Genomic DNA, 22,877 nt, shown 5'->3' on the forward strand with positions numbered 1-22,877 from the left:
ATGAGCGATTGGCAGACAATCGACACTGCGCCGACTGACGGCACATGCGTGCTCATCGCCTTCGATGGCGAAGTTCACCCTGGATATTATGACGACGGCCTTGATGACGAGGGCGACGAGTTCCAGCCCTCCGGATGGTGGTGGTTTGACCAGCTAGACACCGGACCCGTCAACCCGAGCCATTGGCAGCCCTACCCGACGGGGCCGTCGCAATGAGCGCCGGCCTCACCCTCGATCCCGTACCGGGCATGCCCTCCTCCTGGGTCATGCGAGGCACTGAGAGGATTGCGATCCTGATCCCCCCGCAAACCTCTTGCGACGCCTGGGAGATCTGGAACCGAGGCGAGTGGATCGCCCACCGCTTCGACACTGAGGATCAGGCTCTCGCCGCCCTCGGCATCATCCATCCGCAGCATGAGGATCTGGCAGCATGAACGCGAAGCACACTCCGACGCCTTGGCGCGTAGAGACATCGCCTGTCCGCCGTAGCTTGTGCATTTTGTCGGTTGACACTTGGATCTGCGGTGAATTGTCAAACGGCAATGGTGAAGACGAGGGCGAGGGTGACGCCAATGCCGCCTTCATCGTTCGCGCCTGCAATGCCCACGATGATCTGGTGGCGGCGCTTTACGAGGCCATCGCGCAGATCGGCTACATGCACGAGAAGTTCTCGGTTACGGGAACTGGCGAAAGCGCCCTGACGAAGATCCGTGCTGCGCTCCACAAGGCGGAAGCGCCATGAGTGCCGAGCCCGTCTTCTGTTCCGAATGCGATTTCTTGCACCGTCTGAGCAAGGACGATGCCCGTCCCTACAAGTGGCGGTGCGCAGCTTTCCCGCTGCCTCTCACCTTCCGGTTTGTAGCCAAGTCCTACGCCCCGGAAGCTCCTTTTGAGCTTTGCGAGCGGGTCAATGCCTTCGGGAATTGCAACCGCTTCACCCCGATCCGTAGCGCAGAGGCGCCGCAGCCATGAGCAGCAACCTTAAGATCTGGGACACCCTCGGCCGCACTGACCCGGCGCATACCAAGAAGTTCACCCGAGGCGGGGGCTTCAAAGGCACGGCCATCAAGCCGATCTATACCGATCAGAAGATGACCGAAACGTTCGGCCCCTGCGGTGTGGGCTGGGGGGTCTCCCAGCCGACATTCCAGACCATCTCCGGTCCTGACGGCCAAGTCGCTGTCTACTGCTGGGTAAATCTCTGGTTCTTGGACGAGAGCGGCATGCGCTCTCAGGACATTCCGGGGGTCGGCGGCGACTTCGTCGTCAAGAAGTTCTCGTCTGGCATGACGATGGACGATGAGGCTTTCAAGAAAGCCTACACCGACGCTATCGGCAACGCGATGAAGCACCTCGGCATGTCGGCGGACGTGCACATGGGGCTTTTTGACGACAACAAGTACGTCACCAGCGTCGAGCGCGAGATCGCCAACGAGCGCCGCGCCCCGGTAGCTCAGGCGCCCATGCTCGTCACCAGCGGGGCTGGCCCGACTGAGGACGACAAAGCGAAAGCGTCTGGCTGGATTGCCGAGGTCCAGGCCTGCGAAAGCCGCGCGGATCTCGGCGCTCTCTTCCGCACGCCGGAGTGGGAGGCTGCTAAGGCCACCATGACGGCTGAGGCTCAGAAGCTCGTCCAAGACGCTCTCGCCAAGCATCCGCAGTACCAGCAGAGGGCTGCCGCATGAGCCGGGCCTTCCTCATCCTCGCCAACCCAGAGGTCCGCCAGCGCGCTCACCGTTGGGTCGATGCGCTCCCCCAAGGGACCCGCGTCGAGTTCAAGGAGCCGAAGCGGACCCTGCCGCAGAACTCTCATCTGTGGGCGCTTCTGACCGACGTCGCCACCCAGAAGACCCACTGCGGCCAGCGTTACCCGACCGAGACCTGGAAGTGCATCTTCATGCACGCCCTCGGCAAGGAGACGCGGTTCATCCCGTCTCTCGACGGCTCCGGCTTCCTACCGATCGGTCAATCCTCCTCGGATCTGTCTAAGGCTGAGATGTCCGAGCTGATCGAACTCATCCTCTGCTGGTGCGCCGAGAATGGCGTCGTTGTCAGCGATCACGTCGGAGTGGCCGCATGACCAAATCACGAGGTTTGCGCGAACACCACGGCCTGAAGGGGTCATCAGCATACAACGTTTGGTGCTCGATGAATGACAGATGCAGAAATCGGAATAGCCCTGCTTTTCAGAACTATGGCGGTCGCGGCATCCGTGTGTGCGAAGCTTGGAGCAAGTTCAGCGCCTTCCATCGCGACATGGGCGACCCACCGGAAGGCATGACACTAGAAAGAGAGGACAACGATAAGGGCTACGGGCCCGATAACTGTCGATGGGCGACCCGCGAGGAGCAGGGCCGGAATAAACGTAACAATGTGCTCCTGACCGTAGACGGAGAGACCCATCCTTTGTCGGTTTGGGCTGAGCGGACGGGGATGAAATACGCAACGCTACACATGCGTATCTGCAAAGGCTGGTCGCATGAAGCCGCGGTGAAGGCGCCTTTGGTCACGCACCGCAAGGGCATCCCGCGCGGCCAGAGAATTCATCAATACGGAGGAGCGGCATGAAGCCCGAGCCCCGCCGCGCCGTTCCGATGAAGCTGCAACGCGATCTCGCGCTGAAGCTCTGCGCCGATTTGATGAAGAAGCTCGGCATGATCCCGGTGGAGGTCACTCCGGCCTTCGAACTGGACCACGTCCCAGCGCTCGCCCTGCGCGACATCAGCCCGAGCGGCGAGCACATCCCGCACCAGCACGACCCCGCGCACTTGGTCTGGATGACCAAGGAAGCGCACGCGGCCAAGACCTTCGGGACCGGCGCCACCACGCGCGGCGCCGACGCAGGCGACATCGCTCACGATCGCCGGCTCACCGAAAAAGAGAACGAGTTCCGGCGCCGACTGATGGCGAAGGACAGAGGCGAGCCGCCGCCACCATCTCGAAAACCAAAGCATCGGCTGCCTACGGGCCGCCCCCTCCAATCTCGCAACACGTTCAGGGATCGCAGGCCATGACTTCACCCTCTCAAGATCAAGACCTGCGGACGGCGCTGGAGCGCGTGCGCCACCTGAAGCGCGGCACTGAGTACGAGGTGCTCGGCGAGGCTGAGGCGCAGGTCAGCAACGGCGATAGCGATCGGTTCGGCGAATGGATCGGGCTATATGAAGGGCACAAGCTTGTCGTTTACCGCTGCGTCAAGACCGGCAAACTCTGGTGCCGGCGCCCTGAGGAGTTCCGCGACGGCCGCTTCGAGACCCTCACCCCCGCACAGGCACCGGACAAGGCGGGCGAGGCAACGCGGGCGGCCGAGGAGATCAAGGCAGCGTTCAACGACGCCGCCAAAGCGCGAGACGAGGCTGGATACGTTGGCACCCCTGCCAGTTGCATCCAATTCTTTGCAGCAGAGGTGGACCGGCTCGAAAAAGCTCTCGCCGCCCTCACCCCGATGGGAGCAGACGATGGCACACGATAAGACACAGGCACCGGACAAGGCGGGCGAGCGGGAGGGGGTGGCCGAGTTGGTGGCAGCGACCACGGACCTGCTAAACAGCAGTCTAGGGCATCCAATCGGCGACGAGTACGCCGAGCACCCTGACGACAACGATAAGCGCCCCGGCGATAGCTTGGGCAAGAACATCTATCGCGCCCGCTGGAACCTGCGGGATCGGGCTCGCAAGGCGCTCGCCGCACTCGCCCCCCAGCCCAACGGGACCGAGGCGAGCCGGGGCGTGGGTGCGGACTGGCCCGGTGTTGACGACCACGTCGTTCAGGCAGCCCGAGATTTGTGCGCCGAGCGGCGGGGTCAGCCGGAATGGCTCTGGTTCGAGAACGAGCACGGGCGGGTTAGCTTCGGACGCTGGCCTAAACTGCCGACCCAGGCACCATACGTCCGCGCTGATATTCCACTGGCCGCCACCCCCACGCCGCCAGTCTCGCCCACGCCCGACAGCACGGGGCCTGCGGACATCTGTCACGACGATCAGCTAGCGATCTGGTCGGGCGACATCATCGGTAGCCTCGGAATGGGCGGCTACCTGCGGGAGGACATCTCCTACGAAGACAAGCTCCACATGTACGCTCTTGTCGACGCCGAGATTAAGGGCATCTGCGCCGCCCTCACCCCGTCCGCACCCATCGCAGCCCCCGTGCGGGAGGACGGGGCACACGTTGCCGAGCTTGTTGCAGTAGTGCGCGACTTGCTTGACAGCAGCCTTGAGCACCCGGTTGGCAACGAGTACGCCGAGCACCCCGACGACAACGACAAGCGGCCCGGCGACAGCCTCGGCAAAGACATCTATCGCGCTCGATGGAACCTGCGAGATCGTGTCCGCAAGGCCCTCGCCTCCCTCCCCGGACCCGTAGGCGATGTGCCGGGTGAGGCTCAGACACAGGAGGGCGGGCGATGAGAGTTCCACAGACCGGCATCAAGTTCGACGTGATCCGCGGCTACTCTGCGCACCGCAGAATACCCACACAGGCCAAGCGCCTGTTCTACATCGAGCGCGGGCCGAATTGGTTTGTCGCTCGGATTGGCTCTTTTGCTTTGAAGGTGTGGCGATGACTGCGCTTCAGGTCGGAGACCTGCACAAAATCAATTACCCGTATGAGGGCGTAGACCGTTGGCATCGCGTCCGTATCGTGAGCGTCAACGAGCAAAGCGGCGCGGTGTGGGTCAGGCTGGCAGACCATATTGGGAATAGCTTCCCGGTGTCGCCCGATGACCTGCGCCCTGTCTCTGTCCCTGCGGTAAGGGAGGGGCGGTAGCTATGGCTGAACTTGACCCCCGCATAACGCAGGCGGTTGCCGTTGTTTCGGACGCGAAAGCTGCGCTCGTAGCAACCGCAGAGGCTATTCAGGCCGAGTGCCCTCATACCTTCGTGCTGCATCGAGAAGGGCACGGCAGCTTTTCCACGATCCGCATATGCCCTGCGTGCGGCCTGGAAGAACAGGCGGACGCATACGCATCGGCCGAGTGCTTCGTAAAACTCCGGTCCAAGTACGTCTGCAATGCATCTGACATCCTCAAGCACCGCATCCCGAACGGTCCGGACTTCAAGCGCGTCCAATACGGCCGCTACCTCAAGCCTGAGGAGCAGAGATGACCACCCCCACACCCCCGGCCGTCTCGGAGGCGATGCGCGAGGCGGTCGCGCCCGTCACCCGCGCCGAGGTCCGTGCCTGCATCGGCCCGACGATCCCGCTCCGGCGGCGCTGGGTCGATCTCCTGATGCGAGGGCCGATTGCTCGTTTACACGCGGAGATCGCCCGCCTCACGGGAGACCTGAAGGTGGCGAACGAGGCCTGCGATCGGGCCGCGATGTCCGGCGGCTTCTACGCCAGGCACGCCGAAACCTATCTCGCCCGCGCCGAAGCCGCAGAAGCCGAGACCGCTCGTCTGCGCGCCGCCCTAGCAGAAGCCGAAGCCCGAGGGAGGCGGCAGGGCCTGGAGGAGGCGGCGAAGGTCATAGGCATCCGGTTAGAGGAAAACGTCCGAGCTTACGGCCAGGAAAGTACGCGGGCCGATGAATGCTGGTGGGTTGAGCGCCACATCCGTTCCCTCGCCACCGCCCCAGCCGAGACGCAGAAGCCCGAGACGGGGGAGAGCCATCATGGCTGACGCCAAGAAGCATCCGGCAGACGGTATGGTCCTGCGCGTCGAGGTTGGTGGCGGGGCCATCATGTCCTTGCCTGACCCAGCTTCATACAAGACAGGCGGCATCTGTTGGACACTGACCTATGGAAACCCGCACGGCGTCAAACACGCCGCCGTCTCCGTCATCAAGAGCTACGACTACCTGTTGGACGCAGGCATCCCGGCAACGGAGGCGATCCGGCGGCTGCGCCTGCTTCGCAAAGCCCGTTTCCTCGCCTCCCAACCCGCCGATCAAACCCGTCAGGGGGAGCCATGAAAGCGAGAGGCTACCGGAACGACGATGCGCCGCTGCGTGTCTCTCCGCTCCCGCCGGGGGTCATGCCGTTCGGTCTCTCCAGGGTCGAGGCGGCTTGGCTCATCGGGGTCAGCACGACGATGTATGACGCCATGGTTCGGGACGGGCGGATGCCCAAGCCAAAGCGGATCGGTTCGCGCACTATCTGGGATCGAGGGGCCGTTGAGCGCGCGTGGTCGGCCATCGCTGCGGAGGATGCTGAAGCCGAGCCGAAGAACGATGTATGGAGCGACCTGCAAGTATGAAGCAGGCCGCCACCATGCCCCGTAAACTCCCGCGCTACTGCGTTGAGGATGTCGATCGCTACGGCAACGTGCGGATCTACCTCCGCAGGAAGGGGCTGCCGAAAGTGCGGCTTTCTGGAACGCCCTGGGCGCCAGACTTCATGGCAGCATACGAAGTTGCCATGGCTGCGGAGGCCCCTGAGCCGAAGCGCGCGGGCAATGGCGCAGCCGAAGGATCGTGGCGCTGGCTATGTCAGCAGTATTTCAGTTCGGTGGCCTTCGGAGGGCTGGACGTGGCGACCCGCACTCGGCGCCGCGCATCGTTGGAAGCAACCTTTGCCGAGCCGCTGAAGCCGGGATCTGATCGGACATATGCCGACTTCCCGGTTGATCGCATGACAACCGTCGCAATCCGCATCCTTCGGGATCGAAAAGCGGCAACGCCAGAGGGCGCAAACAACAGATTGAAGGCGATCCGAGGCGTTTTCAAATGGGCAACGTCGAAAGAGATCGAGCTTGTCGCGACCAACCCGGCCCGCGACGTCGGCAAGATCGTCGTCGCCACGGACGGGCATCACACTTGGTCCATTCCCGAGGTCAAGCAGTACATTGAGCGCCATCCGAAGGGCAGCAAAGCGTACCTCGCCCTCTGTCTTCTCCTGTTCGCGGGCGGGAGGCGTTCGGATGTTGTCCTCTTCGGACCGCAGCACTTCGATGGCGGTTGGCTGCGCTACACCCAGCACAAGGGCCGGAACAAGAACCCGATGACCCTTGAGGTGCCAGTTCTGCCGGTGCTGGCAGCCGCCATCAGCGGTACACCCGTAACCGGGACAACGGCGTTCCTCGTGACGCACGCCGGCAAGCCGTTCACGTCCAACGGCTTCGGTAACTGGCTGAAGGACCGCTGCGTGGAGGCTGGCCTGCCACACTGTTCGGCGCATGGCCTGCGGAAGGCTGGAGCTACGATCGCCGCTGAGAACGGGGCAACCGTGAAGCAACTGATGGCGATGTTCGGTTGGCGCACGTCGCAGATGGCCGAGCTGTACACGAGGAAAGCCGAGCAGAAACGATTAGCCCACGGCGGCATGGCGTTCATCGACTTTGAGCGAGCGGGCGATTTTCTCTTGAAATAGATGAGAGTTGTCCAACTTTCTGTTGGACTTGCGGCGCAATGGCGATATACTGGCCTGGCTTAGTAAGGGAAGGCAATGCCCAGAGCCCACAATCTGCCAAAGTATGTCATACTCGACGTCGATAGATATGGATCGACGAGATTTTACTATCGGAGATCGGGCCAGAACAAAGTCCGAATGCCGGATGACAGGAATTCTCCGGCCTTCACGGAGATGTACAACGCGTTGATCGCAGGCGCGGTGATTGTGAAGGTGGCGGCCCCTCCCCGACCGCCAAAACGGCCGAAGCAAAGCACCGGATACGTCTACTTTCTGCGGACTGACCAGGGCATCAAGATCGGGTTCAGCGAAGATCCGTCCTCTCGGGTAGGCGCGCTCAAGACTGGGATGGCAACGCCCATTCTGGGTCTCGTCGTAATGCCGGGTTCCATGAAGATGGAGCGAGAGCTGCACCGGCTGTTTGGCACGGCGCGGAGGAACGGAGAGTGGTTCAAGGAAGTCCCTGAGATCACTCAGGCGATGGCTCAGGCCGCCGCTTATGGGCGCGTTGCTGCGCTCGAAAAGCTTCAGCCTACTGTCCCGCTAGAAGCCCATTCGAGATTATTGACTGTCCCACCGAACAAAACAGCAAGCATTCCAGCCACTTAAAATAGGGAGTGGCGACCCCGGTTGGGCTCGAACCAACGACCTGCCGCTTAGAAGGCGGCTGCTCTATCCAGCTGAGCTACGGAGTCATGCGCCAAAATCGTGGTAGCAGGCCCCCCGCCACCTGTCATCAAGAGACTCTGTCACAACGCGTTTCCCCTCTACAGAAGCCCTCTTTTCGGGGCATTTCGGAAGGTTCGATTAACCCTGGCCGGTCCCCAACCTGGGGATCCAAAACCCCGGAAGCGCGGATCGCGTTTGCTACGGGTGCGCTACGCGGTAGAGCAGACGCCTACCTCGGAGCCATGCATGCCCAGGAAAGCCGTCGCCGTTCTCACTGGCAAGCAGATCGAGGACCTGATCAAGGATGCCCGTGCGACCCGGGCGGCGGCGCGTGACGTCAGCATCGGCGGGTGCGAGGGGGCCACGCTCCGGCTGACACCGACGGCGGCGGTCTACTCGATGCGGTTCCGGCACGAGGGTGAGCCTCTGCGCATCCGCCTGGGCGACGCGGACGATTGGACGCCGGTGCAGGTTCGCTCCGTTGGGGCTGCGGTCCGTGCCCATGTCGAGGAAGGCGCTGGCGTCCCAGACCCAGCCTGGATCGCGCTCAAGAGGGCAGCGCTCGTGGCGAAGGCGGCCAAGGGCGAGGCCGTGGTCGTCCCGGCGCACATGCCGAAGAACCGCGCCCCTGAGACCTGGACATACAGGCAGGCCCGGGACGCCTGGGTCGCGCACCTCAAGGCGGAGGCCGAGAGCCCAGCGCAGGTCTACCGGCCTGACACCGTGCGGAACTACAGGTCTGTCGTCGGCTGCCCTGCAATGCGGGCCCTCGACGACCGGTTCGTCTCCCGCATCCAGGCACCCGATGTTGCTGAGGCGGTGGCCGGCCTCGTGAGAGAGGGAAAGCGGTCCCAGGCCCGGGATGTCGTCCGCGTTTCGAAGCGGTTCTGGGCCTGGATGGCGGAGCCCGGGCAGGTCCGCCTCAGCGGCGCTGCCCGGAAGGCCATGGAGGAACTCAAGGCACCGAAGCTCGGGGATACCAAATCGAGGCAGCACTTCCCGTTCGTGAGCGAGGTCGCGATCATGCTGTCCATCGCTCAGACCGGCATCCTCGTGGATAGCGTCGGATTCGCAGTCGAGCTCCTCGTGTTCACGGCACAGCGCCGCCTATCGATCTGCAAGGCGCGGGTTGAGGAGTTCCTGCCCTGGACCGAGCGCGAGGGCTGGGGGATCTGGTGGGAGGGGCATCGGAAGGTCGGAAGGGGTTCACCGACAGCGCGGGACCCGTTCGCCGGTAGCCATGCCATCCCCCTGCCCCCGGTCGCATGGCGCCGGGCGCAGGCTTACATTGAGCGCACCACCGAGGACGCCCTGACAGCAGGCAAGCTGCGGTCCCCTTGGATGTTCCCGATGGTCCGGGCTCGCCGCGTTGGGGGCCGGACTGACTGGCACCTCCACGAAGATACGCTGACCCACGACGTCGCCGCGATGCCCGGCTGCCGGGCAACGCCCCATGATGTCCGGAGGGCCTTTGCCTCCTACCTTCAGGAAGAGGCCGGGATCTCGTCCAACCTGGTGGGCCTCGTCATGGACCACGCCAAGAGCGACCTGCTCCACGTCACCGACAACAACGGCATGACCCGCCGGTACACGCGGGACGAGATGCTAGCCCTGAAGGCCAAGCCGATGGAGGCGTGGGTCGAGGCGCTGCGGCTAGCCAGGATTGACGTCGAACTTCCCGACAGCACCGAGCTCAAGGCTCAACTCGTCGCTGAGCATCAGCGCCAGCGCGGGATCAAGGACGCCGCGGCGGAGCAAGCACGCCGGCGCGCAGCCTCCGCCAGGGCCTACGCCGAGGGGCGGACGACCCGGCAACGTCGGCGGCGCAGACCAGAAGGCGCGACCGGCCCGGTCTGAGCGCGGCGGTCCCGTCCTAGCGCCCGGGCGACGTCGGCCGGGCGCTCAGCCCGCGCGAATCCCCTCCCGCCGCGCCGCTGCCCCGAGGCCTCCATCAGGTCCTCGGCGAGCGCCCGCATGACCGCGTCGCGCTCCTCGGGCCCAGCGTCCGCGACGTCCTGAAAGCTAAGCATTGATCCCTCCGTTCTTAAGAACAAATAGGGAACGCTTGGAGTGGGGAAAGGGTGCGAAGATCGAATGCGCGAACCTCGGAGCCTCGCCGATTTCCCCTAGCGGCGGGTGCGCGTGACGTGCGCATGGTGCCCCCGGAGGCGTGGGGACTACTGCGTCGAGAGGATGGCCGCCCGCCTCGGGCCGGGGGCCGACCTCGACACCGTGCTGCGTTGGATCACACGAATGTGCCCGCGCCGGAAAGCGTGGGGGAAGCGCGGGCCGAGCCAGTACGTCCCCTGGTGCCGGGCGGCGTTCGAGGACCTCCGCAACGGGAGGCCCCCGGACCGCGTCACAGGATCCAAGGGTCCAGGGATTCCTTAAGGTGACCGTGCTAGACCATTCACCTCAACAGCCGACCGAGGCCGCCGTGAAACGAATAGCCCGCTTCCGCTCACCGACGAGACCCAACCCCGGGGCGTGACGCGCGTGCGCAGCCCCCCTCACGGAGGCTGCCCTGATGACCACGTTTTTCACCGCGGACACCCACTTCGGCCACAAGGGCGTCCTCGCCATATCGCGCCGCCCATTTACCGACATCGACGAGCATGACGAGATGCTCGTGCAGGCCTGGAACGGGGTCGTCGGCCCTCGCGACGAGGTCTGGCACCTCGGCGACTTCGCGATGGGGTCGTCGCCCGAGCGCTGCGCCGCGGTGTTCAAGCGCCTGCGGGGGCGCAAGCTCCTTGTCCGGGGCAACCATGACAAGCCGCGGGTCACGGGCTTGCCGTGGCACGAGGTCCACGACCTCGTCTCGCGCCGCATCGAAGGCCAGCGCATCATCATGGCTCACTACCCGATGCGGGCCTGGCCCGGCGCATGGCGTGGGTCCATCCAACTGTTCGGGCACACCCACGGTCTCCTGCCGGACACCTCGCAGTCCTGCGACGTCGGCGTGGATCGGTGGTCGTATGCGCCGGTCACCCTCGGGCAGATCCGGGAGCGCCTCGCCGCGACGCCGGAGATCCCCGAAGAGCGTCGGCTCGGGCAGGCGGAGGACGACGACGGCGAGGACGCCTGAAAGCAAGGGTGCCCCGGATCATCTCCGGGGCCCTCTGCCTTTTGTCGCTCGGACGTGACTTCAGCCGAGCAGGTGGACTCGGATGCGCGCCTTCGTGTCCTCGAAATGGGCGGGCACGATGTTCATCCAGAAATTGAAGGCCTCCGCGTACGCCTGAGGGTAGGTATCGCCACTCGTTTCGAGCCCGACGTAGATCTCGCGCGTGAGCTCGGCGTGGTCCTCACTCTCCTGGAAGACCCCCGCGACATTGATCTCATCATTCTTTGCGACCCGACGCATGGCAGCACTGCCGAGTTCACCCTTCATGATCTTGTAGGCGTATCCGCACGGACGTGACGGGTCCGGCCAGAGACCGTAGACGCGATCTGCCAATTTGAATGTGCGTAGGAGCATGAGCGCCTGGTTGGGCCCGTCCATCGTGGACATGGATTCGCGCGTCTTCTGCGCCAGGTTGATGAGGTCCTGTAGCTGTGCGCTCGTGAGCTCGGGCTCCTGCTTCTTTACATTTCGCTTGCTCATCTTGTCCTCGTCGCCAGGCCGCCCAGCGCGGCCGTCGAGGAGACCCTGTCCGCGTGGCGGCGGCGGCTGGAGTCGAAAGGGGGTCCAAGGTTAACAACCCGGGTTTTCGTCCACAGCGACCTGCGGCGTCATGCTTGGCGGGCCCTCTTGGCGGTCTCGAAGGCCCGGCGGCGGAGGGCGATCTCGACGGCGCCCGGGGTCATGATGAGGTGATGGGCGGCCCACGTGCCGAGCCTGTTCTTGATCAGGCCGGGATCGGGGAAGGCCTTCCGACGCCAGGCTGCCCGGGCGTCGGCGAGAGACGGGTGGCGGCTCACGACCCGCAGCGACCGACGGTCGACGATGACGTAGGCGCCAGTCGCTGCGAGGCGAGCCGGCATTACCTGACCTCGTCCGCCAAGCCGTATGTCTCCACGAAAAGCTCGCGGAGTTCGCAGGCATGCATCTTTGGTAGGAACGAGCGGATGGTCTCCCGCCCCGTGAGCTTCCCCCACTTTGCTTGGTAGGGGTCGTCCGCCCGCTCCGTCATCCAGACGTCCCATTCAATGACCGCCGCAGCGAGGCGCAGGGCATCCTCGGCGGTCGTCTCGTAGGCCAGCGGCACAGTGTACTCGCGTGCCGCCATAACGTGCACCCATCGGATGTACTCACCGTCCAGCTTGGCGACGCCGGTCGCGACGTCCGCCTGGACGTCCGTTAGGTTGATGCTGTCGTCGAGGTTGAGGTTCACTGTGCGCACGGTGGCGCTCCTTCATGATGTGGGGTTGCTCAAGTATCGGGGACGCCCCTGCTGCCGGGCGCGCGACGGGGCGGATTCAGACGGCTGAGATCGCCTCGACGCGCGAATTCTTGCAGAACCAGAGGAAGTCGCCCTTGAAGCCGGTGGCGTCATGGAAGGCGAGGTACGAGCGGTACCTCGCTGCTGATCTTGAGCGGGCCTTGACGACATGGGCTTCGTCGTAACCGAGGGTTCGGATGGCGAACGTGCGGTCGGTGCTGCTGTGCTTGTTCATGACTGCCTCAGGGTGACGGGGATGACGTGACCGGATGAGCGCCCCTGCCGCCGGGCGCGCGACGGGGCGGTCAGGCCTGGCCGAGGGCGGCCTTGATCAGGCCGAGGGCCGCATCGACGGCGGCGTGCCCCTCGGCCTTGACGATGAGGAGCCGGTAGCTGCCCGCCTCTTCGTCGCGTGCTTCCGCCATGACGGCGAGGCGGGAGTCCTGCGGGCGCGCCAGGACGCGGGCGGGACGCCTCGCCTTCGTCATGGGCGCTCCTTCCCCTCGTTTGGGTCGACCCAAGCCATCGACGCTTCGATGCTGGCGATGGCGCCTCGCACGGCACTCATGACGCTCGCCTCCGCGGTCGCGACATGGATCTGCAGACGCTCGTCCGCCCACCGGCCTGACCCGGCGCGCGCCTTCGCGGCTTTGAGGACGGCTGCGTATCGAGCGCGGGTCTCGCGCGCGTCGACCGCGGCAAGCTTGGTGATGAATCGGGAGCACGTCACCGCAGGACCTCCGCCTCGATGAGGGTGATCCCGGCCTCGTCATAGAGCGTGACGGTCTCGGGCTCGCGCGGCACGTAGAGGACTTCTTTCTGCAGGCTGAGGCCGCGCAGCACGCCGTCGCCCGGGTCGCGTCGGCCGCGGCAGACGTCGCTGACGTAAGCACCCGACAGCCCGTGGCTGGCTGCCCAAGCGGACTGCCCGCCCGCCGCCATGCAGGCCGCTCTCAGCCTTGCGACGACGTCCTCCGTTCGTAGTGGCTCGCTCATACCCTGTCTCCGACGCGATTAACGAAGGTTATGGTATGGCTGTTCCGCTAAAATGCAAGACGATGAATTCCTTCGAAAGTCTCAGCATTCGTAACTCGCAATTTGCACATTACGAATTACGAGATGTCGCACCCAGCGTTGCTTGAGAGTCCTTTCAATATGCGGGGTGGAGTGCTTGAATCAGTCAATCAGCCGATTGACAGGAGTTGCACGCCGCCATGTTCACCCTCGCCCTCTTCATCATCGCTGTCGGCCTCGTCGCCGCCGCGGCCGCCTCGGCGGCACACGATCGGCTCCCCCTCGACGAGGCGCTCCCCGTCGGCGCGCTGGCCCTCGCGTGGCGCCGCACCGGCGAGCGCCAGACCCGCAACGGGCGCCGCACGCTCTGGCACGCCGAGGGCGACACCTCTCGATTCGCCCGGGCCTACACCGCCGACCGCGAGGGACTGCGCGCCGTCGGCTTCTCCTGGGACGACCGGACGCCGTGCTGCTGGGAGCCCATCCCGGCGCCGGTGCCACTCGCGGTCGAGGAGGCCTGCGCGCACGCCGAGGCCCTCGCGGATTCGGCGGAGCGCGAGAAGGAAGCCGCACGCCTCGCCGCGGCGGAGGCGGAATGGGCCGAGGGCGGCGCCGTCCGGGCAGAGGCCATAGATGCGCTCCGGACCTGCCTCTCGACGCGGGCGTGGGCCTGGAACAAGCGGAAGCGCGGCCTCGCTCAGTCGCTACTCGGAGACCGTCCGTCGGACCGGGACGCCCGTCTCGCCCGTGCGCTTGTCGACGAAGTCGAGCTCCTCGTCCGGACCGTCACCCAGCGTCTGGGCGAGGAGCGGATCGCCGAATGGTGGGAGCGCGCCGGAATCGCCGAGGTCCGCGCCTCAGTCCACGAGGCCTGCCGGACGCTGTCCGAGATGGACGCTGATTGGGCCACGGTGCGGAACGCTCGCGGTTGGTCAGCGGCCCACTCACACTCCGGCCACGTCCTCGCGAGCCTGCCGGAACTCGGGCAGGCCGAGGCGAGCCACGCCCTAAGGGCGGTCTGGGCCCACAGGAAGCAGATCTCACCCGGGCTCAGGCGCGCGGTGTTCGGCTCAGCAGAAGTCTAGCCGCCTAGTTGATTTCATCCCGCCACAGACAATCGAACCCGTAGCAACCGACAGGATCACCCCACCCATGCGCCGTACACTCGCCGCCGCCATCGCCATCATCCTCGCCACCATGGCCGCCGCTGCCCAGAAAGTGTGGGACGGCACGAAGTGGGTCGCGGGGGCATTCTCGGGCATGCCCACGCCCCCGAGCACCGCCATCGAGGACGCCCTAGACGATATCGGCTACGGGGCCGCCCCCGTGACACCGTCCGCCGCCCCGGCCGCCGAATCAGTGACACCGTCCTCGGCGCCGGCCCCGAAGCCCGAGGCCGCCCCCGCGCTCATGTCCGCGCAGGTCGTCGAGCTCGATCCCGTCCTCGCCCGGGGACGCCTCGCGGCTCGATTCGTGGAGGCGACGTTCACGCTGGAGCCAGAGGAGAACGTGCTGGCCGAGTGCGACGACGTCCTGAAGGCCTGGCTGCTCAGCCTCAACGCGGCCGAGATGATGGCCGTCCACCGCGCCGGGGCGCACCGGGTCGCCGCCCACCTCGCCGGAAAGCGCCTCATCGAGGAACTGCCCGAGATCGCGACGGACGCGGAGTACCGTCACTACATGGGGCAGGCGGCCCGCATCACGCCGCAGCGCCGCGCCGAGATCCAGGAGTTCGACGCGGCCTTCGAGGACCTCATCAACGACGCGAGCTACGAGCTCAAGTGCGGCATCTGACATAGCCACTGGACGAAAAGAGGCCCGCCCCGGCATCCCGGGGCGGGCCTCTCTTTTTGTGTGCACGCATGCGTTTTTGGGGTTGTCCTTTGCCCTGTGCACACACGGTAGCATCACGTCAGCATCTCACGGCATGACGTCAGGCCGCCCGCATGCCAACGGCCCCGCGGAGCAGCCCCTTGATGTGGACGGTCTCGCGCTGGGCGGAGGCGACCCGCGCCTCGGCCGACGCGGTCGCTGCCCGGGACGCAGCGAGCTCGCGCTGCAGCCGAGCGACTTGCGCGCGCAGGGCGGCGTTCTCGTCGACGGAGGCCTGGAGGGCGGCACGCTGACGGGCGACGGCGCGGGCTGCACGCTGGGCGGCGCTCAGGTCTCGGTCAGCCTGCTCGGCGTCGACGACGGCCTGCTTGGCCCGGGCGTCGTCGACGAATCCAGCGGCAACGGACGCGATGCAGAGGCCGCCGCGGTCGAATGTGCTGGCGATGCTGTGTGCCGACATGGGGGCCTCCGGGTTCGTCGATGGCCCGACGATCTCAGCTCACGGACTCGCCGTGAAGGGGGAGTCAAGCGTTGTCCCTGGCCCGGACACAAGAACGGGGCGCCAACCTGTGTTTTGGTTAGCGCCCCGTTACTACAGTGAACCGTAACGGAAAGTGGGATGTACGCCGTCCGCGGCTAGCGAGCGAGGCCGAGGCGCACGAGCAGCGCACCCTTGGCCTGCTGCTGGCCGATGCCACGGGTCTCGACGAGCTCCTGCATCGCCCCGCCGAGGACGTCCTGAAGGGTGATGGCGAGCCCGGTCAAGCTCTTGGTCTGCGCGATGGTGCGGGGGTGTCCCCGGCGGGCGCAGGCGGCGACGACGGCACCGATGATGGCGGCGTCCACGGTGCGAGGGTCGGGGACGCCTTCGGCCTTCCGCTTGGCCCGCTCGCTCCTCTTGCGCTCAGCCTCGGCGCGACGGAAGGCGGCGGCGCGGGCGGATGGCGTCTCGGCAGGTGCGGACGCGTCCGGCTCCGGCGCAGATTCAGGCACCATGCCGGGGGCGAAATCGTCGGTCGGGGTCGGGAATGCTTCGAGGTCGAACATGCTGCGGCTCCTGTCCTGCAACATGGTCCCCCACGGGTCGGCAACCGACAACCCGGATGGTGTCCGGCGGATGGCGTCCGGGGGTTGCCCGTTACGGACGCCATCCGCAGGCTGCCCGCATGTTGCAGATCACCCTCGAAATCGACGTCCGCTCGTTCGAGAACCAGGTCGACGAGCACATGGCCAAGGCGTTCCAGCCGGCCGTCGTCGCGGCCCTGAACGCCGCTGGCGAGGCCGCCGTGCGCGCCGTCCGGAAGGGGATGCTGACCGACTTCGACAGGCCGAATCCGTTCACGCTGGAGGGCGTAGACTTCTACAAGGCGGCCGTCCGCACCAACGGCGGCGACCCCAGCGCCTCATCTACATCAAGGACCGGACGGCCAGCTACATCGACGTCCACGTCACCGGCGGGACCCGGCGCGCCGGTGACCCCTTAACGACAAGGCGCGGCCCCATCGTCCCTGGTCCGAAGGCGCCCCGGGACAACTTCGGCAACCTGCCGCGCGGGTTCACCGCGCAGGCCATGCAGGAGCCCAACGACGCGTGGGTGACGCTGAAACCCGGTCACCCGCCCGCCCTGGTGCGCAAGCGCCCCGGGCAGAAGATGGAAGTCCTCGCCCTCATCGTGGAGGAGGTGCGCTTCGATGCGCCCCGGTTCGACTCCCCACACAGGCTTTCGAGGGCGCCTTCACCATGAGCTGATGCAGAGCAGAGCCACGGTTGCAACTTATAGATTGTCATGACAGCAAGCTCTCACTGCAATGGGTCGGCGACCTTCCCTTGGGTCGAGCTAGGCAAGCATGCTGTTTTAGGTCGGGTAGCCGCTACCGCGCCAGCGACTTCGACGCCCTTCAGTCGCATCGGACAATGAAAGTATGAATCATCGACGTCATATTTTGTTGACGAGCGGCGCGCCGCGATGCATGAATATGTGCATCACGGAGATCATAAATGGCGCGGTTCACCAAGGACGAGATGCGGGACGAACTCCGCACGATTTTCCTCTACGAGGCCGATCACATTATGCTCGGACGGGGAACGGAGATGGCCACGGCGTTCATCGGGTTCCCGACCGATAACTCGGGCGAGTACATCAATCTGAGTCCCTCGCTCGTCGACCTGAGACGCTTCGACATCGCGAGCGTCTTCGACCGCTGCTACGACTACGCCTTCAACCCGAGCCCGCTGAATGCGTCGGACGGAAGCGAGGTGCAGGATCTCCATACCTTCATGGAAGGCACGCCTCGGATGGGCGGAAACGCGTCGCAGGTAACCCATATCTTCATGACGTCCGATGGCTTGTGTCGGATCATCTCCGACGCGGCGATGGCGCGGTGGTCATTGGACGATCACCACGGGGACCTGACCGTCCGTGACATCGCCCTCCTCGCCGACATGTCCGAGGGCGCCGTTCGGAATGCCATCTCCCTCGCCGACGAGAATGGGCTTCAGGCCATCAAGGGCACAAAGCCGGTTCGCATCGACGGGCAGGTTGCCTTGCGCTGGCTCCAGTCCCGGCGCGGGTTCATCCCGACCCCGACCTCCGCGAAGGAGGACGCCTTCCTCGCGGAACGCATCAAGTCCGCGGTCACCGTCGAGGAGCTCGTCACCCTGACGAGGCGCCAGGCAGGCGTCGCGCTAGGCCGGTCGGACGAGTTCCTCAAGAAGGTTGGGCTGGATAGCTGGGAAGCCCTGGAAGCCGACATTTGCAGGATGGACGTTGGCAGAGCCCGAACCTTCGGTGAGGCCCTCGAAGTCGATGTGCCCCTGTTCGTCGGCAAGGCGATGGAGCTCGGGCTCCGCCGGCAGATGGCCGAGGGAGGCGCGGCATGACCGGCCCTGGGTACACCCAGCACGCCCAATCGCGGGCGCAGCAGCGCGCCATCCCGGGCGTCGCCGTCGGCCTGATCATGCGGTTCGGCCGAGTGCAGCGGCACCAAGGCGCCGATGTCTTCAGCCTCGACCGCAAAGCTCGAAAGTCGGTCCGGTCTTACCTCGGGACCGCTGTCTACCGGGGCATCGAGGATCACCTTGGGATCTACGTCGTGCTCGGCGATGCCGGCCGCGTCATCACCATCGCCCACCGCACCGACCGTCTCAAGAACGCCTGAGGAGCCCACGTGAACACCAGCATGCTCGCCCGCTTCCGCAATGTCATCGCCGCCGCGTCCGAACGGGAGATCCGCGACGACGTCTCCCTGGGCGGAAAGCTTATCCTGTCCGAGGATGGCCCTCTCCAGGTCTCGTACGCACCCTTCGAGCACGTGGTCCCCACCGCCCGGGTCGTCATCGTCGGCATCACTCCTGGCAAGTACCAGGCGACGGAGGCCCTGATCGAGGCACGGCGCCAGATCCTCTCCGGTGCCGACAACGCGACCGTGCTGTCGGCCGCTAAGGTTCATGGCTCGTTCTCGGGGGCGATGCGTACCGGGTTGGTCGCCATGCTGGACGAGGTCGGCCTTAACGGCCGTCTCGGCATTCCTACCTGCGCGCGCCTATGGGACACCCATGCCCATCTGGCGCACTTCACGTCGGCGCTACGCTACCCCGTGCTGATCGGCGGCGAGAACTACAGCGGTCAGCCGTCGATGACCCGTACGACGGTCCTGCGGTCCTATCTCGAAGGATGCCTGGTCGAGGAGGTACGGGCGCTGCCAGACGCGATCTGGATCTCCTGCGGGTCCACCGCGGCCAAGGGGCTTGCGTGGGTCGTCAAGCAGGGCGCCCTCGATCCGGAACGAGTCTGCGTAGGCCTTCACCCCTCTCCGTCGAGCGTGGAGCGGGTCCAGTATTTCCTGGGTACCGGCCGACCGCGGGCAGAGCTATCCGTCAAGACAAACCCCGACATCATCGACGCGATCAAGCGGACGATGATCCGCAAGGTGGCGGCGCTTGCACCGATCAGCTCCGGTACGGTTCAGTCATTGACGACCCCGACGCCGGCAATCGCGAAGGCTGCCCCATCAGCGACTCCGAAGACCATCATTTCCAAGGCGACGAAGCGAGAGCGGAAGGTGCCGAGCCGCCTTGGGTTGGACATCCAAGCCGCCGTAGCGGCCGATCCTCGCTTCCAGGAACATCGGCCCGACAAGCTGTACCGGTGCATCTATCGAACTCGGAGAAGCGGAACCGTGTTCGCATTCGAGCGTGTCACGTTGGATTTCATCCGATTTTGGATACCGGCATCCCCGGCAATTGAGGCCGCTCTCACATCGAAAGGCATCGCCGTTTCGAAAATCAGCCGGCCCAACCCGTCTGCAAGCGATCCGACGCTGTACGGGCGCCATTCGGCCCTGAAGGCAATCCCTGAGCTGAAGGACGAGGCCCTGTTCCCAATCACCGTGACTAGCGGCGGACAAGCTCTGGTGCTTTTTGGCGCGCTCTCCTGATCTCGCAAGGCACCGGGGTGGAAGTGTCGAAGGGAAGGACTAGAGCCGTTCCCACCTATGTAGCGACGGCCGAGTCGTCTTCGTATCCGGCGGCGGTGAGGCAGTTGCGGCACTCGTCTGGTGTGAAGCGGGCGAAGGCATCGCGGATGGCGGCCCAGAGGGCTGGCACGGTTCGGGCGCCCACGGTTCGCATCTTGAAGCGAGACGGAGACAAACCCCATGGGTCCGAACGACAACGCCGAACGAGGATGTCCCGCGGCAGCATCGGGACCGCGCAGACGTATCGCGGGTCCTGCGCTGGCGTCGGTCGCAGCGGTCCTGTCCGCATCTGAGGCATGCGCCCAAGCCGTCTCCGTCCCGGTCGGGACGATGCCGCAGACCGGGTCAGTGGACGAGCGCTACCAGTCATACAATGTCGAGATGCTGGAGGTCACCGGAGGCAAGTTTTGGCGCCCGTACGGTCCCGGCCTTGCGGCGGCTCTGCGACAGCCGAAGGGGAAGCCCGTCTCCGCGGGCGGCGAGGCCGAGGGCGACACCCCGGCCGGCATGAATCCCGACGTCTACGAGTACCGGCCGCCCATCGACTTAGGTAACCGGCGCCTGCGCACGCTCGCCGCCGCGCTGGCACCGGCCTACGTCCGGGTCAGCGGCACATGGGCCAACACGACGTACCTCCCCAATACGGACGCAATCCCCGAGGCCCCTCCGCCGGGTTATGGCGGCGTGCTCACCCACGGGCAGTGGAAGGGCGTCGTAGACTTCGCCAAGGCCGTCGACGCCGGGATCGTCACGTCGTTCGCGAACGGCGTCGGGACCCGGGACGCGGAGGGCGCCTGGACCGCCGGCCAGGCTAAACGCCTCGTCGACCTCACCGCCGCGTTCGGCGGCCGCATCGCCGCCGCCGAGTACATGAACGAGCCGACGCTCGCCGCGATGGGCGGGGCGCCGGCCGGGTACGACGCCACCGCCTACGGACGGGACTTCAAGGCGTTCTCCGAATTCGCCCGGCGGTCGGCCCCCGGCATGCTCGTCATCGGACCGGGCTCCGTCGGCGAGACAACGGGGGACTGGGGCGTGGCCTACGGCGACATGCCGGTCCTCAAGACGCACGATCTCCTCGCGGCGTCGAAGCCCGCCTCCGTCGACGCGTTCTCCTACCACCACTACGGGGCCGTCTCGCGGCGCTGCGCCACAATGGGCGAGCGAACGCAGACCACGCCGGACGCGGCGCTCTCGGAGGACTGGCTCCGACGGACGAACCAGACCCTGGCCTTCTACGCGAGGCTCCGGGACGCGTTCGAACCCGGCAAGCCGTTCTGGCTCACCGAGGTCGGCGACAGCGCCTGCGGCGGAAACCCCTGGGCCGGCACCTTCCTCGATACGTTCCGGTACCTCGACCAGCTCGGCCGCCTCGCCCGGCAGGACGTCAAGGTCGTGGCGCACAACACCCTGGTGGCGAGCGACTACGGGCTTCTGAACGACAAGACCCTCGTGCCGAAGCCGACCTATTGGGGCGCCTTGCTGTGGCGCCGCCTCATGGGCACGACCGTACTCGATAGCGGCATCCCCGTCCGCGAGGGCCTGCACCTTTACGCGCACTGCCTCCGGGGTAAGCCCGGCGGGGTCGCCCTGCTCGCCATCAACAACAGCCGGTCGGGGACGACATCCCTCAACCTGCCGACCGGTGCAGGCCGCTACACCTTGACGGCGTCGGCCGGCGACGACGCCCATGTTCAGTTGAACGGGAAGGACCTCGCGCTCGGAACGGATGATGCGTTTCCTGCCCTGGACGGCGAAGCCATCGCCGCGGGAGACCTTACGCTTGCACCGAAGAGCATCACGTTCCTGGCCTTGCCCGATGCCGCGAACGACGCCTGCCGCTGAGTGCGATGTTGCGCAGGAGCAGAAACGCCCGGGGGGCTTCGAGGCCGATCCCAGGCGTCACAATGACGAACGGCGTGCCTCAACGCACACATTAGATCGTAAGCTAGCGAATTTTCTAGCTTATCAGTGCGGTCGCCATTAGATGGAGTGACAAGTCAGCGACGAGCGGGAGAGAGCCGGTGCGAACCGGCCGCCGAAGGAGCAACCGCCCCGGAAACTCTCAGGCACCCGGACCGCCCGTCGTTCAACACTCTGGAAAGCGGAGCGTCAGCTCCCGCCGATGGTGTAAGTCGCGACCTCTTCCGAGGCCGCGCCGATACTCTCAGGCCGATGACAGAGGGGGCTAGCATCGCATGACACGTGCGACGCAACCTCGGAGGCCTGCGCGATGACGTTCTCATAGCCTGACACGCCGCAAGCCTCCGGGCCTGCCGCCTAACTCCCTCGCGACCGGCCGGCCCACCCCCGGGCCGCATCGACGACGCATGCCGGCATCGACCGCGCGGCGCCCGTGGTCCTGCGCCGATCAGGACGTCACCCGAAACCCCCCACTGGAAGTCATCCGATGCTGGCCACACGTCGAAGCCTTCTCATGGCCGCCGCCATCCTCGTTCCCGGCCGCGCGCAGGCCTTCTTCTGGGACACCGAGCCCGAACCGTCGAAGGCTCCTACGCCGGTCGATCCGGCGTCGAACCGCGACGCCTGGTTCATCGGCGAGATCCCCGACGAGCCCTTCAACGTTCCCCGGGTCGACCTCGCGCTTGTGCCCCCGGAGTTCCGGAAGCAACTGGTGGACTACGACGGCCCGGAGCGTGCGGGGACCCTCGTCATCGATACGCACGCCCGCTTCCTCTACCTCGTGCGCGAGGGGCGGACCGCACTCCGCTACGGCATCGGGGTGGGCCGTGCCGGCTTCACCTGGTCGGGCACCGCCGTGATCAAGCGCAAGGCGAAGTGGCCGGGCTGGCGTCCGACGGCGGACATGCTGAAGCGGCGCCCCGACATCCCGCGCTACGTCGAGCCCGGCGTCGAGAACCCGCTGGGGTGCCGCGCCCTCTACCTCTACCAGGGCGACAAGGACACGCTCTACCGCATCCACGGTACCAACGAGCCCTGGACGGTGGGCGGCACGGACTCCTCCGGCTGCATCCGCCTCCTGAACGAGGACATCTACGACCTCTACGGACGGGTCCCGCTGGGGACGACCGTCGTCGTGAAAACCTCGATGCCCGAGGTGATGGTCCAGAGCGAGTGGGACGAGCACCCGCGGTCAGACAACCAGGTCCTGCTCTTCAGGTGAAAGGCCAGGCCA

General features: G+C 65.8%; 33 protein-coding genes, 1 tRNA gene, 1 pseudogene and 1 riboswitch. Of the genes and pseudogenes, 25 read left to right on the forward strand and 10 right to left on the reverse strand.

What is annotated here, in order from left to right; all coding sequences use genetic code 11:
* The 15 genes from AC0IY1_RS06705 to AC0IY1_RS06775 all read left to right on the forward strand — a co-directional run bounded on the left by AC0IY1_RS06705 (position 1) and on the right by AC0IY1_RS06775 (position 7,953).
* A complete protein-coding gene (locus AC0IY1_RS06705; protein WP_471768588.1) occupies positions 1-216 on the forward strand; it encodes a hypothetical protein in 216 nt (71 codons plus the stop codon).
* Complete coding sequence (locus tag AC0IY1_RS06710; protein ID WP_471768590.1) at positions 213-434, forward strand: hypothetical protein; 222 nt, start codon at positions 213-215, stop codon at positions 432-434. Before AC0IY1_RS06705 ends, AC0IY1_RS06710 begins: the two co-directional genes overlap by 4 nt.
* The gene (locus AC0IY1_RS06715; RefSeq protein ID WP_471768592.1) at positions 431-742 is read left to right on the forward strand and encodes a hypothetical protein; all 312 of its coding nucleotides are present in this window, start codon (positions 431-433) and stop codon (positions 740-742) included. Before AC0IY1_RS06710 ends, AC0IY1_RS06715 begins: the two co-directional genes overlap by 4 nt.
* Before the next feature lie 226 nt (positions 743-968).
* Positions 969-1,685, forward strand: a complete 717-nt coding sequence (locus AC0IY1_RS06720; protein ID WP_471768593.1) for a hypothetical protein — start codon at positions 969-971, stop codon at positions 1,683-1,685.
* The gene (locus AC0IY1_RS06725) at positions 1,682-2,080 is read left to right on the forward strand and encodes a recombination protein NinB (protein WP_471768594.1); all 399 of its coding nucleotides are present in this window, start codon (positions 1,682-1,684) and stop codon (positions 2,078-2,080) included. The genes AC0IY1_RS06720 and AC0IY1_RS06725 overlap by 4 nt, the downstream gene beginning before the upstream one ends.
* A complete protein-coding gene (locus AC0IY1_RS06730) occupies positions 2,077-2,568 on the forward strand; it encodes a hypothetical protein (RefSeq protein ID WP_471768595.1) in 492 nt (163 codons plus the stop codon). Before AC0IY1_RS06725 ends, AC0IY1_RS06730 begins: the two co-directional genes overlap by 4 nt.
* A complete protein-coding gene (locus AC0IY1_RS06735; RefSeq protein WP_471768597.1) occupies positions 2,565-3,014 on the forward strand; it encodes a hypothetical protein in 450 nt (149 codons plus the stop codon). Before AC0IY1_RS06730 ends, AC0IY1_RS06735 begins: the two co-directional genes overlap by 4 nt.
* Complete coding sequence (locus AC0IY1_RS06740) at positions 3,011-3,472, forward strand: hypothetical protein (RefSeq protein WP_471768598.1); 462 nt, start codon at positions 3,011-3,013, stop codon at positions 3,470-3,472. Before AC0IY1_RS06735 ends, AC0IY1_RS06740 begins: the two co-directional genes overlap by 4 nt.
* Positions 3,459-4,406 carry a hypothetical protein gene (locus tag AC0IY1_RS06745; RefSeq protein ID WP_471768599.1) on the forward strand — a complete coding sequence of 316 codons (948 nt, stop codon included), beginning with the start codon at positions 3,459-3,461 and terminating at the stop codon, positions 4,404-4,406. Before AC0IY1_RS06740 ends, AC0IY1_RS06745 begins: the two co-directional genes overlap by 14 nt.
* A complete protein-coding gene (locus AC0IY1_RS06750) occupies positions 4,403-4,561 on the forward strand; it encodes a hypothetical protein (RefSeq protein WP_471768601.1) in 159 nt (52 codons plus the stop codon). The genes AC0IY1_RS06745 and AC0IY1_RS06750 overlap by 4 nt, the downstream gene beginning before the upstream one ends.
* A gap of 205 nt (positions 4,562-4,766) precedes the next feature.
* Positions 4,767-5,102 carry a hypothetical protein gene (locus AC0IY1_RS06755; protein WP_471768603.1) on the forward strand — a complete coding sequence of 112 codons (336 nt, stop codon included), beginning with the start codon at positions 4,767-4,769 and terminating at the stop codon, positions 5,100-5,102.
* A complete protein-coding gene (locus AC0IY1_RS06760) occupies positions 5,099-5,617 on the forward strand; it encodes a hypothetical protein (protein ID WP_471768605.1) in 519 nt (172 codons plus the stop codon). The genes AC0IY1_RS06755 and AC0IY1_RS06760 overlap by 4 nt, the downstream gene beginning before the upstream one ends.
* On the forward strand, positions 5,610-5,909 hold the full coding sequence (locus AC0IY1_RS06765; RefSeq protein ID WP_471768607.1) for a hypothetical protein: 300 nt from the start codon (positions 5,610-5,612) through the stop codon (positions 5,907-5,909). The genes AC0IY1_RS06760 and AC0IY1_RS06765 overlap by 8 nt, the downstream gene beginning before the upstream one ends.
* 280 nt (positions 5,910-6,189) lie before the next feature.
* On the forward strand, positions 6,190-7,305 hold the full coding sequence (locus AC0IY1_RS06770) for a tyrosine-type recombinase/integrase (protein WP_471768609.1): 1,116 nt from the start codon (positions 6,190-6,192) through the stop codon (positions 7,303-7,305).
* Between the two features lie 177 nt (positions 7,306-7,482).
* On the forward strand, positions 7,483-7,953 hold the full coding sequence (locus AC0IY1_RS06775) for a GIY-YIG nuclease family protein (protein WP_471768611.1): 471 nt from the start codon (positions 7,483-7,485) through the stop codon (positions 7,951-7,953).
* Positions 7,954-7,962: 9 nt separating this feature from the next.
* Here the strand turns inward: AC0IY1_RS06775 and AC0IY1_RS06780 are convergent.
* Positions 7,963-8,039: transfer RNA gene (locus AC0IY1_RS06780), tRNA-Arg, on the reverse strand.
* A 220-nt stretch (positions 8,040-8,259) separates the two neighbouring features.
* Here AC0IY1_RS06780 and AC0IY1_RS06785 point away from each other — a divergent pair.
* Together AC0IY1_RS06785 and AC0IY1_RS06790 are read left to right on the forward strand one after the other, a co-directional pair.
* Positions 8,260-9,870: a hypothetical protein gene (locus tag AC0IY1_RS06785; protein ID WP_471768613.1), complete on the forward strand. Its 1,611-nt coding sequence runs from the start codon at positions 8,260-8,262 to the stop codon at positions 9,868-9,870.
* A 670-nt stretch (positions 9,871-10,540) separates the two neighbouring features.
* Positions 10,541-11,101 (forward strand): metallophosphoesterase family protein, encoded by a 561-nt coding sequence (locus AC0IY1_RS06790; RefSeq protein ID WP_471768615.1) that lies wholly within the window; start codon positions 10,541-10,543, stop codon positions 11,099-11,101.
* A 60-nt stretch (positions 11,102-11,161) separates the two neighbouring features.
* Here the strand turns inward: AC0IY1_RS06790 and AC0IY1_RS06795 are convergent, their stop codons facing one another.
* The 6 genes from AC0IY1_RS06795 to AC0IY1_RS06820 all read right to left on the reverse strand — a co-directional run bounded on the left by AC0IY1_RS06795 (position 11,162) and on the right by AC0IY1_RS06820 (position 13,394).
* Entirely contained in the window at positions 11,162-11,620 is a 459-nt protein-coding gene (locus tag AC0IY1_RS06795) for a hypothetical protein (RefSeq protein WP_471768617.1), read from the reverse strand.
* 128 nt (positions 11,621-11,748) lie between these two features.
* Positions 11,749-12,000, reverse strand: coding sequence for a hypothetical protein (locus tag AC0IY1_RS06800; RefSeq protein WP_471768618.1), 252 nt, complete (start codon positions 11,998-12,000; stop codon positions 11,749-11,751).
* A complete protein-coding gene (locus AC0IY1_RS06805) occupies positions 12,000-12,359 on the reverse strand; it encodes a hypothetical protein (protein ID WP_471768620.1) in 360 nt (119 codons plus the stop codon). Before AC0IY1_RS06805 ends, AC0IY1_RS06800 begins: the two co-directional genes overlap by 1 nt.
* A gap of 76 nt (positions 12,360-12,435) precedes the next feature.
* Entirely contained in the window at positions 12,436-12,633 is a 198-nt protein-coding gene (locus AC0IY1_RS06810; RefSeq protein ID WP_471768622.1) for a hypothetical protein, read from the reverse strand.
* Between the two features lie 70 nt (positions 12,634-12,703).
* Positions 12,704-12,886, reverse strand: coding sequence for a hypothetical protein (locus tag AC0IY1_RS06815; RefSeq protein ID WP_471768623.1), 183 nt, complete (start codon positions 12,884-12,886; stop codon positions 12,704-12,706).
* A gap of 238 nt (positions 12,887-13,124) precedes the next feature.
* Complete coding sequence (locus AC0IY1_RS06820; RefSeq protein WP_471768625.1) at positions 13,125-13,394, reverse strand: hypothetical protein; 270 nt, start codon at positions 13,392-13,394, stop codon at positions 13,125-13,127.
* 218 nt (positions 13,395-13,612) lie between these two features.
* On the opposite strand from AC0IY1_RS06820, the gene AC0IY1_RS06825 reads away from it, so the two are divergent.
* Both AC0IY1_RS06825 and AC0IY1_RS06830 read left to right on the forward strand, forming a co-directional pair.
* Positions 13,613-14,497 carry a hypothetical protein gene (locus AC0IY1_RS06825; RefSeq protein ID WP_471768626.1) on the forward strand — a complete coding sequence of 295 codons (885 nt, stop codon included), beginning with the start codon at positions 13,613-13,615 and terminating at the stop codon, positions 14,495-14,497.
* Between the two features lie 67 nt (positions 14,498-14,564).
* Complete coding sequence (locus tag AC0IY1_RS06830) at positions 14,565-15,206, forward strand: hypothetical protein (RefSeq protein ID WP_471768628.1); 642 nt, start codon at positions 14,565-14,567, stop codon at positions 15,204-15,206.
* 139 nt (positions 15,207-15,345) lie between these two features.
* Here AC0IY1_RS06830 and AC0IY1_RS06835 read toward each other — a convergent pair whose 3' ends face one another.
* Positions 15,346-15,705 carry a response regulator receiver protein gene (locus AC0IY1_RS06835; protein WP_471768629.1) on the reverse strand — a complete coding sequence of 120 codons (360 nt, stop codon included), beginning with the start codon at positions 15,703-15,705 and terminating at the stop codon, positions 15,346-15,348.
* A 176-nt stretch (positions 15,706-15,881) separates the two neighbouring features.
* Positions 15,882-16,292, reverse strand: coding sequence for a hypothetical protein (locus AC0IY1_RS06840; RefSeq protein WP_471768631.1), 411 nt, complete (start codon positions 16,290-16,292; stop codon positions 15,882-15,884).
* Positions 16,293-16,411: 119 nt separating this feature from the next.
* Here AC0IY1_RS06840 and AC0IY1_RS06845 point away from each other — a divergent pair, with 119 nt between their 5' ends.
* From AC0IY1_RS06845 to AC0IY1_RS06860, 4 genes are all read left to right on the forward strand, one after another.
* The gene (locus AC0IY1_RS06845) at positions 16,412-16,729 is read left to right on the forward strand and encodes a hypothetical protein (protein WP_471768633.1); all 318 of its coding nucleotides are present in this window, start codon (positions 16,412-16,414) and stop codon (positions 16,727-16,729) included.
* Between the two features lie 514 nt (positions 16,730-17,243).
* Positions 17,244-18,125, forward strand: coding sequence for a hypothetical protein (locus AC0IY1_RS06850; protein ID WP_471768635.1), 882 nt, complete (start codon positions 17,244-17,246; stop codon positions 18,123-18,125).
* Positions 18,122-18,403 carry a hypothetical protein gene (locus tag AC0IY1_RS06855; protein ID WP_471768636.1) on the forward strand — a complete coding sequence of 94 codons (282 nt, stop codon included), beginning with the start codon at positions 18,122-18,124 and terminating at the stop codon, positions 18,401-18,403. The genes AC0IY1_RS06850 and AC0IY1_RS06855 overlap by 4 nt, the downstream gene beginning before the upstream one ends.
* A gap of 9 nt (positions 18,404-18,412) precedes the next feature.
* Positions 18,413-19,681 carry a hypothetical protein gene (locus tag AC0IY1_RS06860; RefSeq protein WP_471768638.1) on the forward strand — a complete coding sequence of 423 codons (1,269 nt, stop codon included), beginning with the start codon at positions 18,413-18,415 and terminating at the stop codon, positions 19,679-19,681.
* Positions 19,682-19,736: 55 nt separating this feature from the next.
* On the opposite strand, the pseudogene AC0IY1_RS06865 reads toward AC0IY1_RS06860, so the two are convergent.
* A pseudogene (locus AC0IY1_RS06865) lies at positions 19,737-19,874 on the reverse strand (IS630 family transposase); the annotation flags it as partial.
* A gap of 176 nt (positions 19,875-20,050) precedes the next feature.
* On the opposite strand from AC0IY1_RS06865, the gene AC0IY1_RS06870 reads away from it, so the two are divergent.
* Positions 20,051-21,565, forward strand: a complete 1,515-nt coding sequence (locus AC0IY1_RS06870; RefSeq protein WP_471768640.1) for a hypothetical protein — start codon at positions 20,051-20,053, stop codon at positions 21,563-21,565.
* Positions 21,566-21,721: 156 nt separating this feature from the next.
* A riboswitch (glycine riboswitch) is annotated at positions 21,722-21,811 on the forward strand.
* 319 nt (positions 21,812-22,130) lie between these two features.
* On the forward strand, positions 22,131-22,865 hold the full coding sequence (locus AC0IY1_RS06875) for a L,D-transpeptidase (protein ID WP_471768642.1): 735 nt from the start codon (positions 22,131-22,133) through the stop codon (positions 22,863-22,865).
* Positions 22,866-22,877: the final 12 nt, after the last annotated feature.

It is taken from the genome of Methylobacterium sp. AC690 (assembly GCF_979256535.1).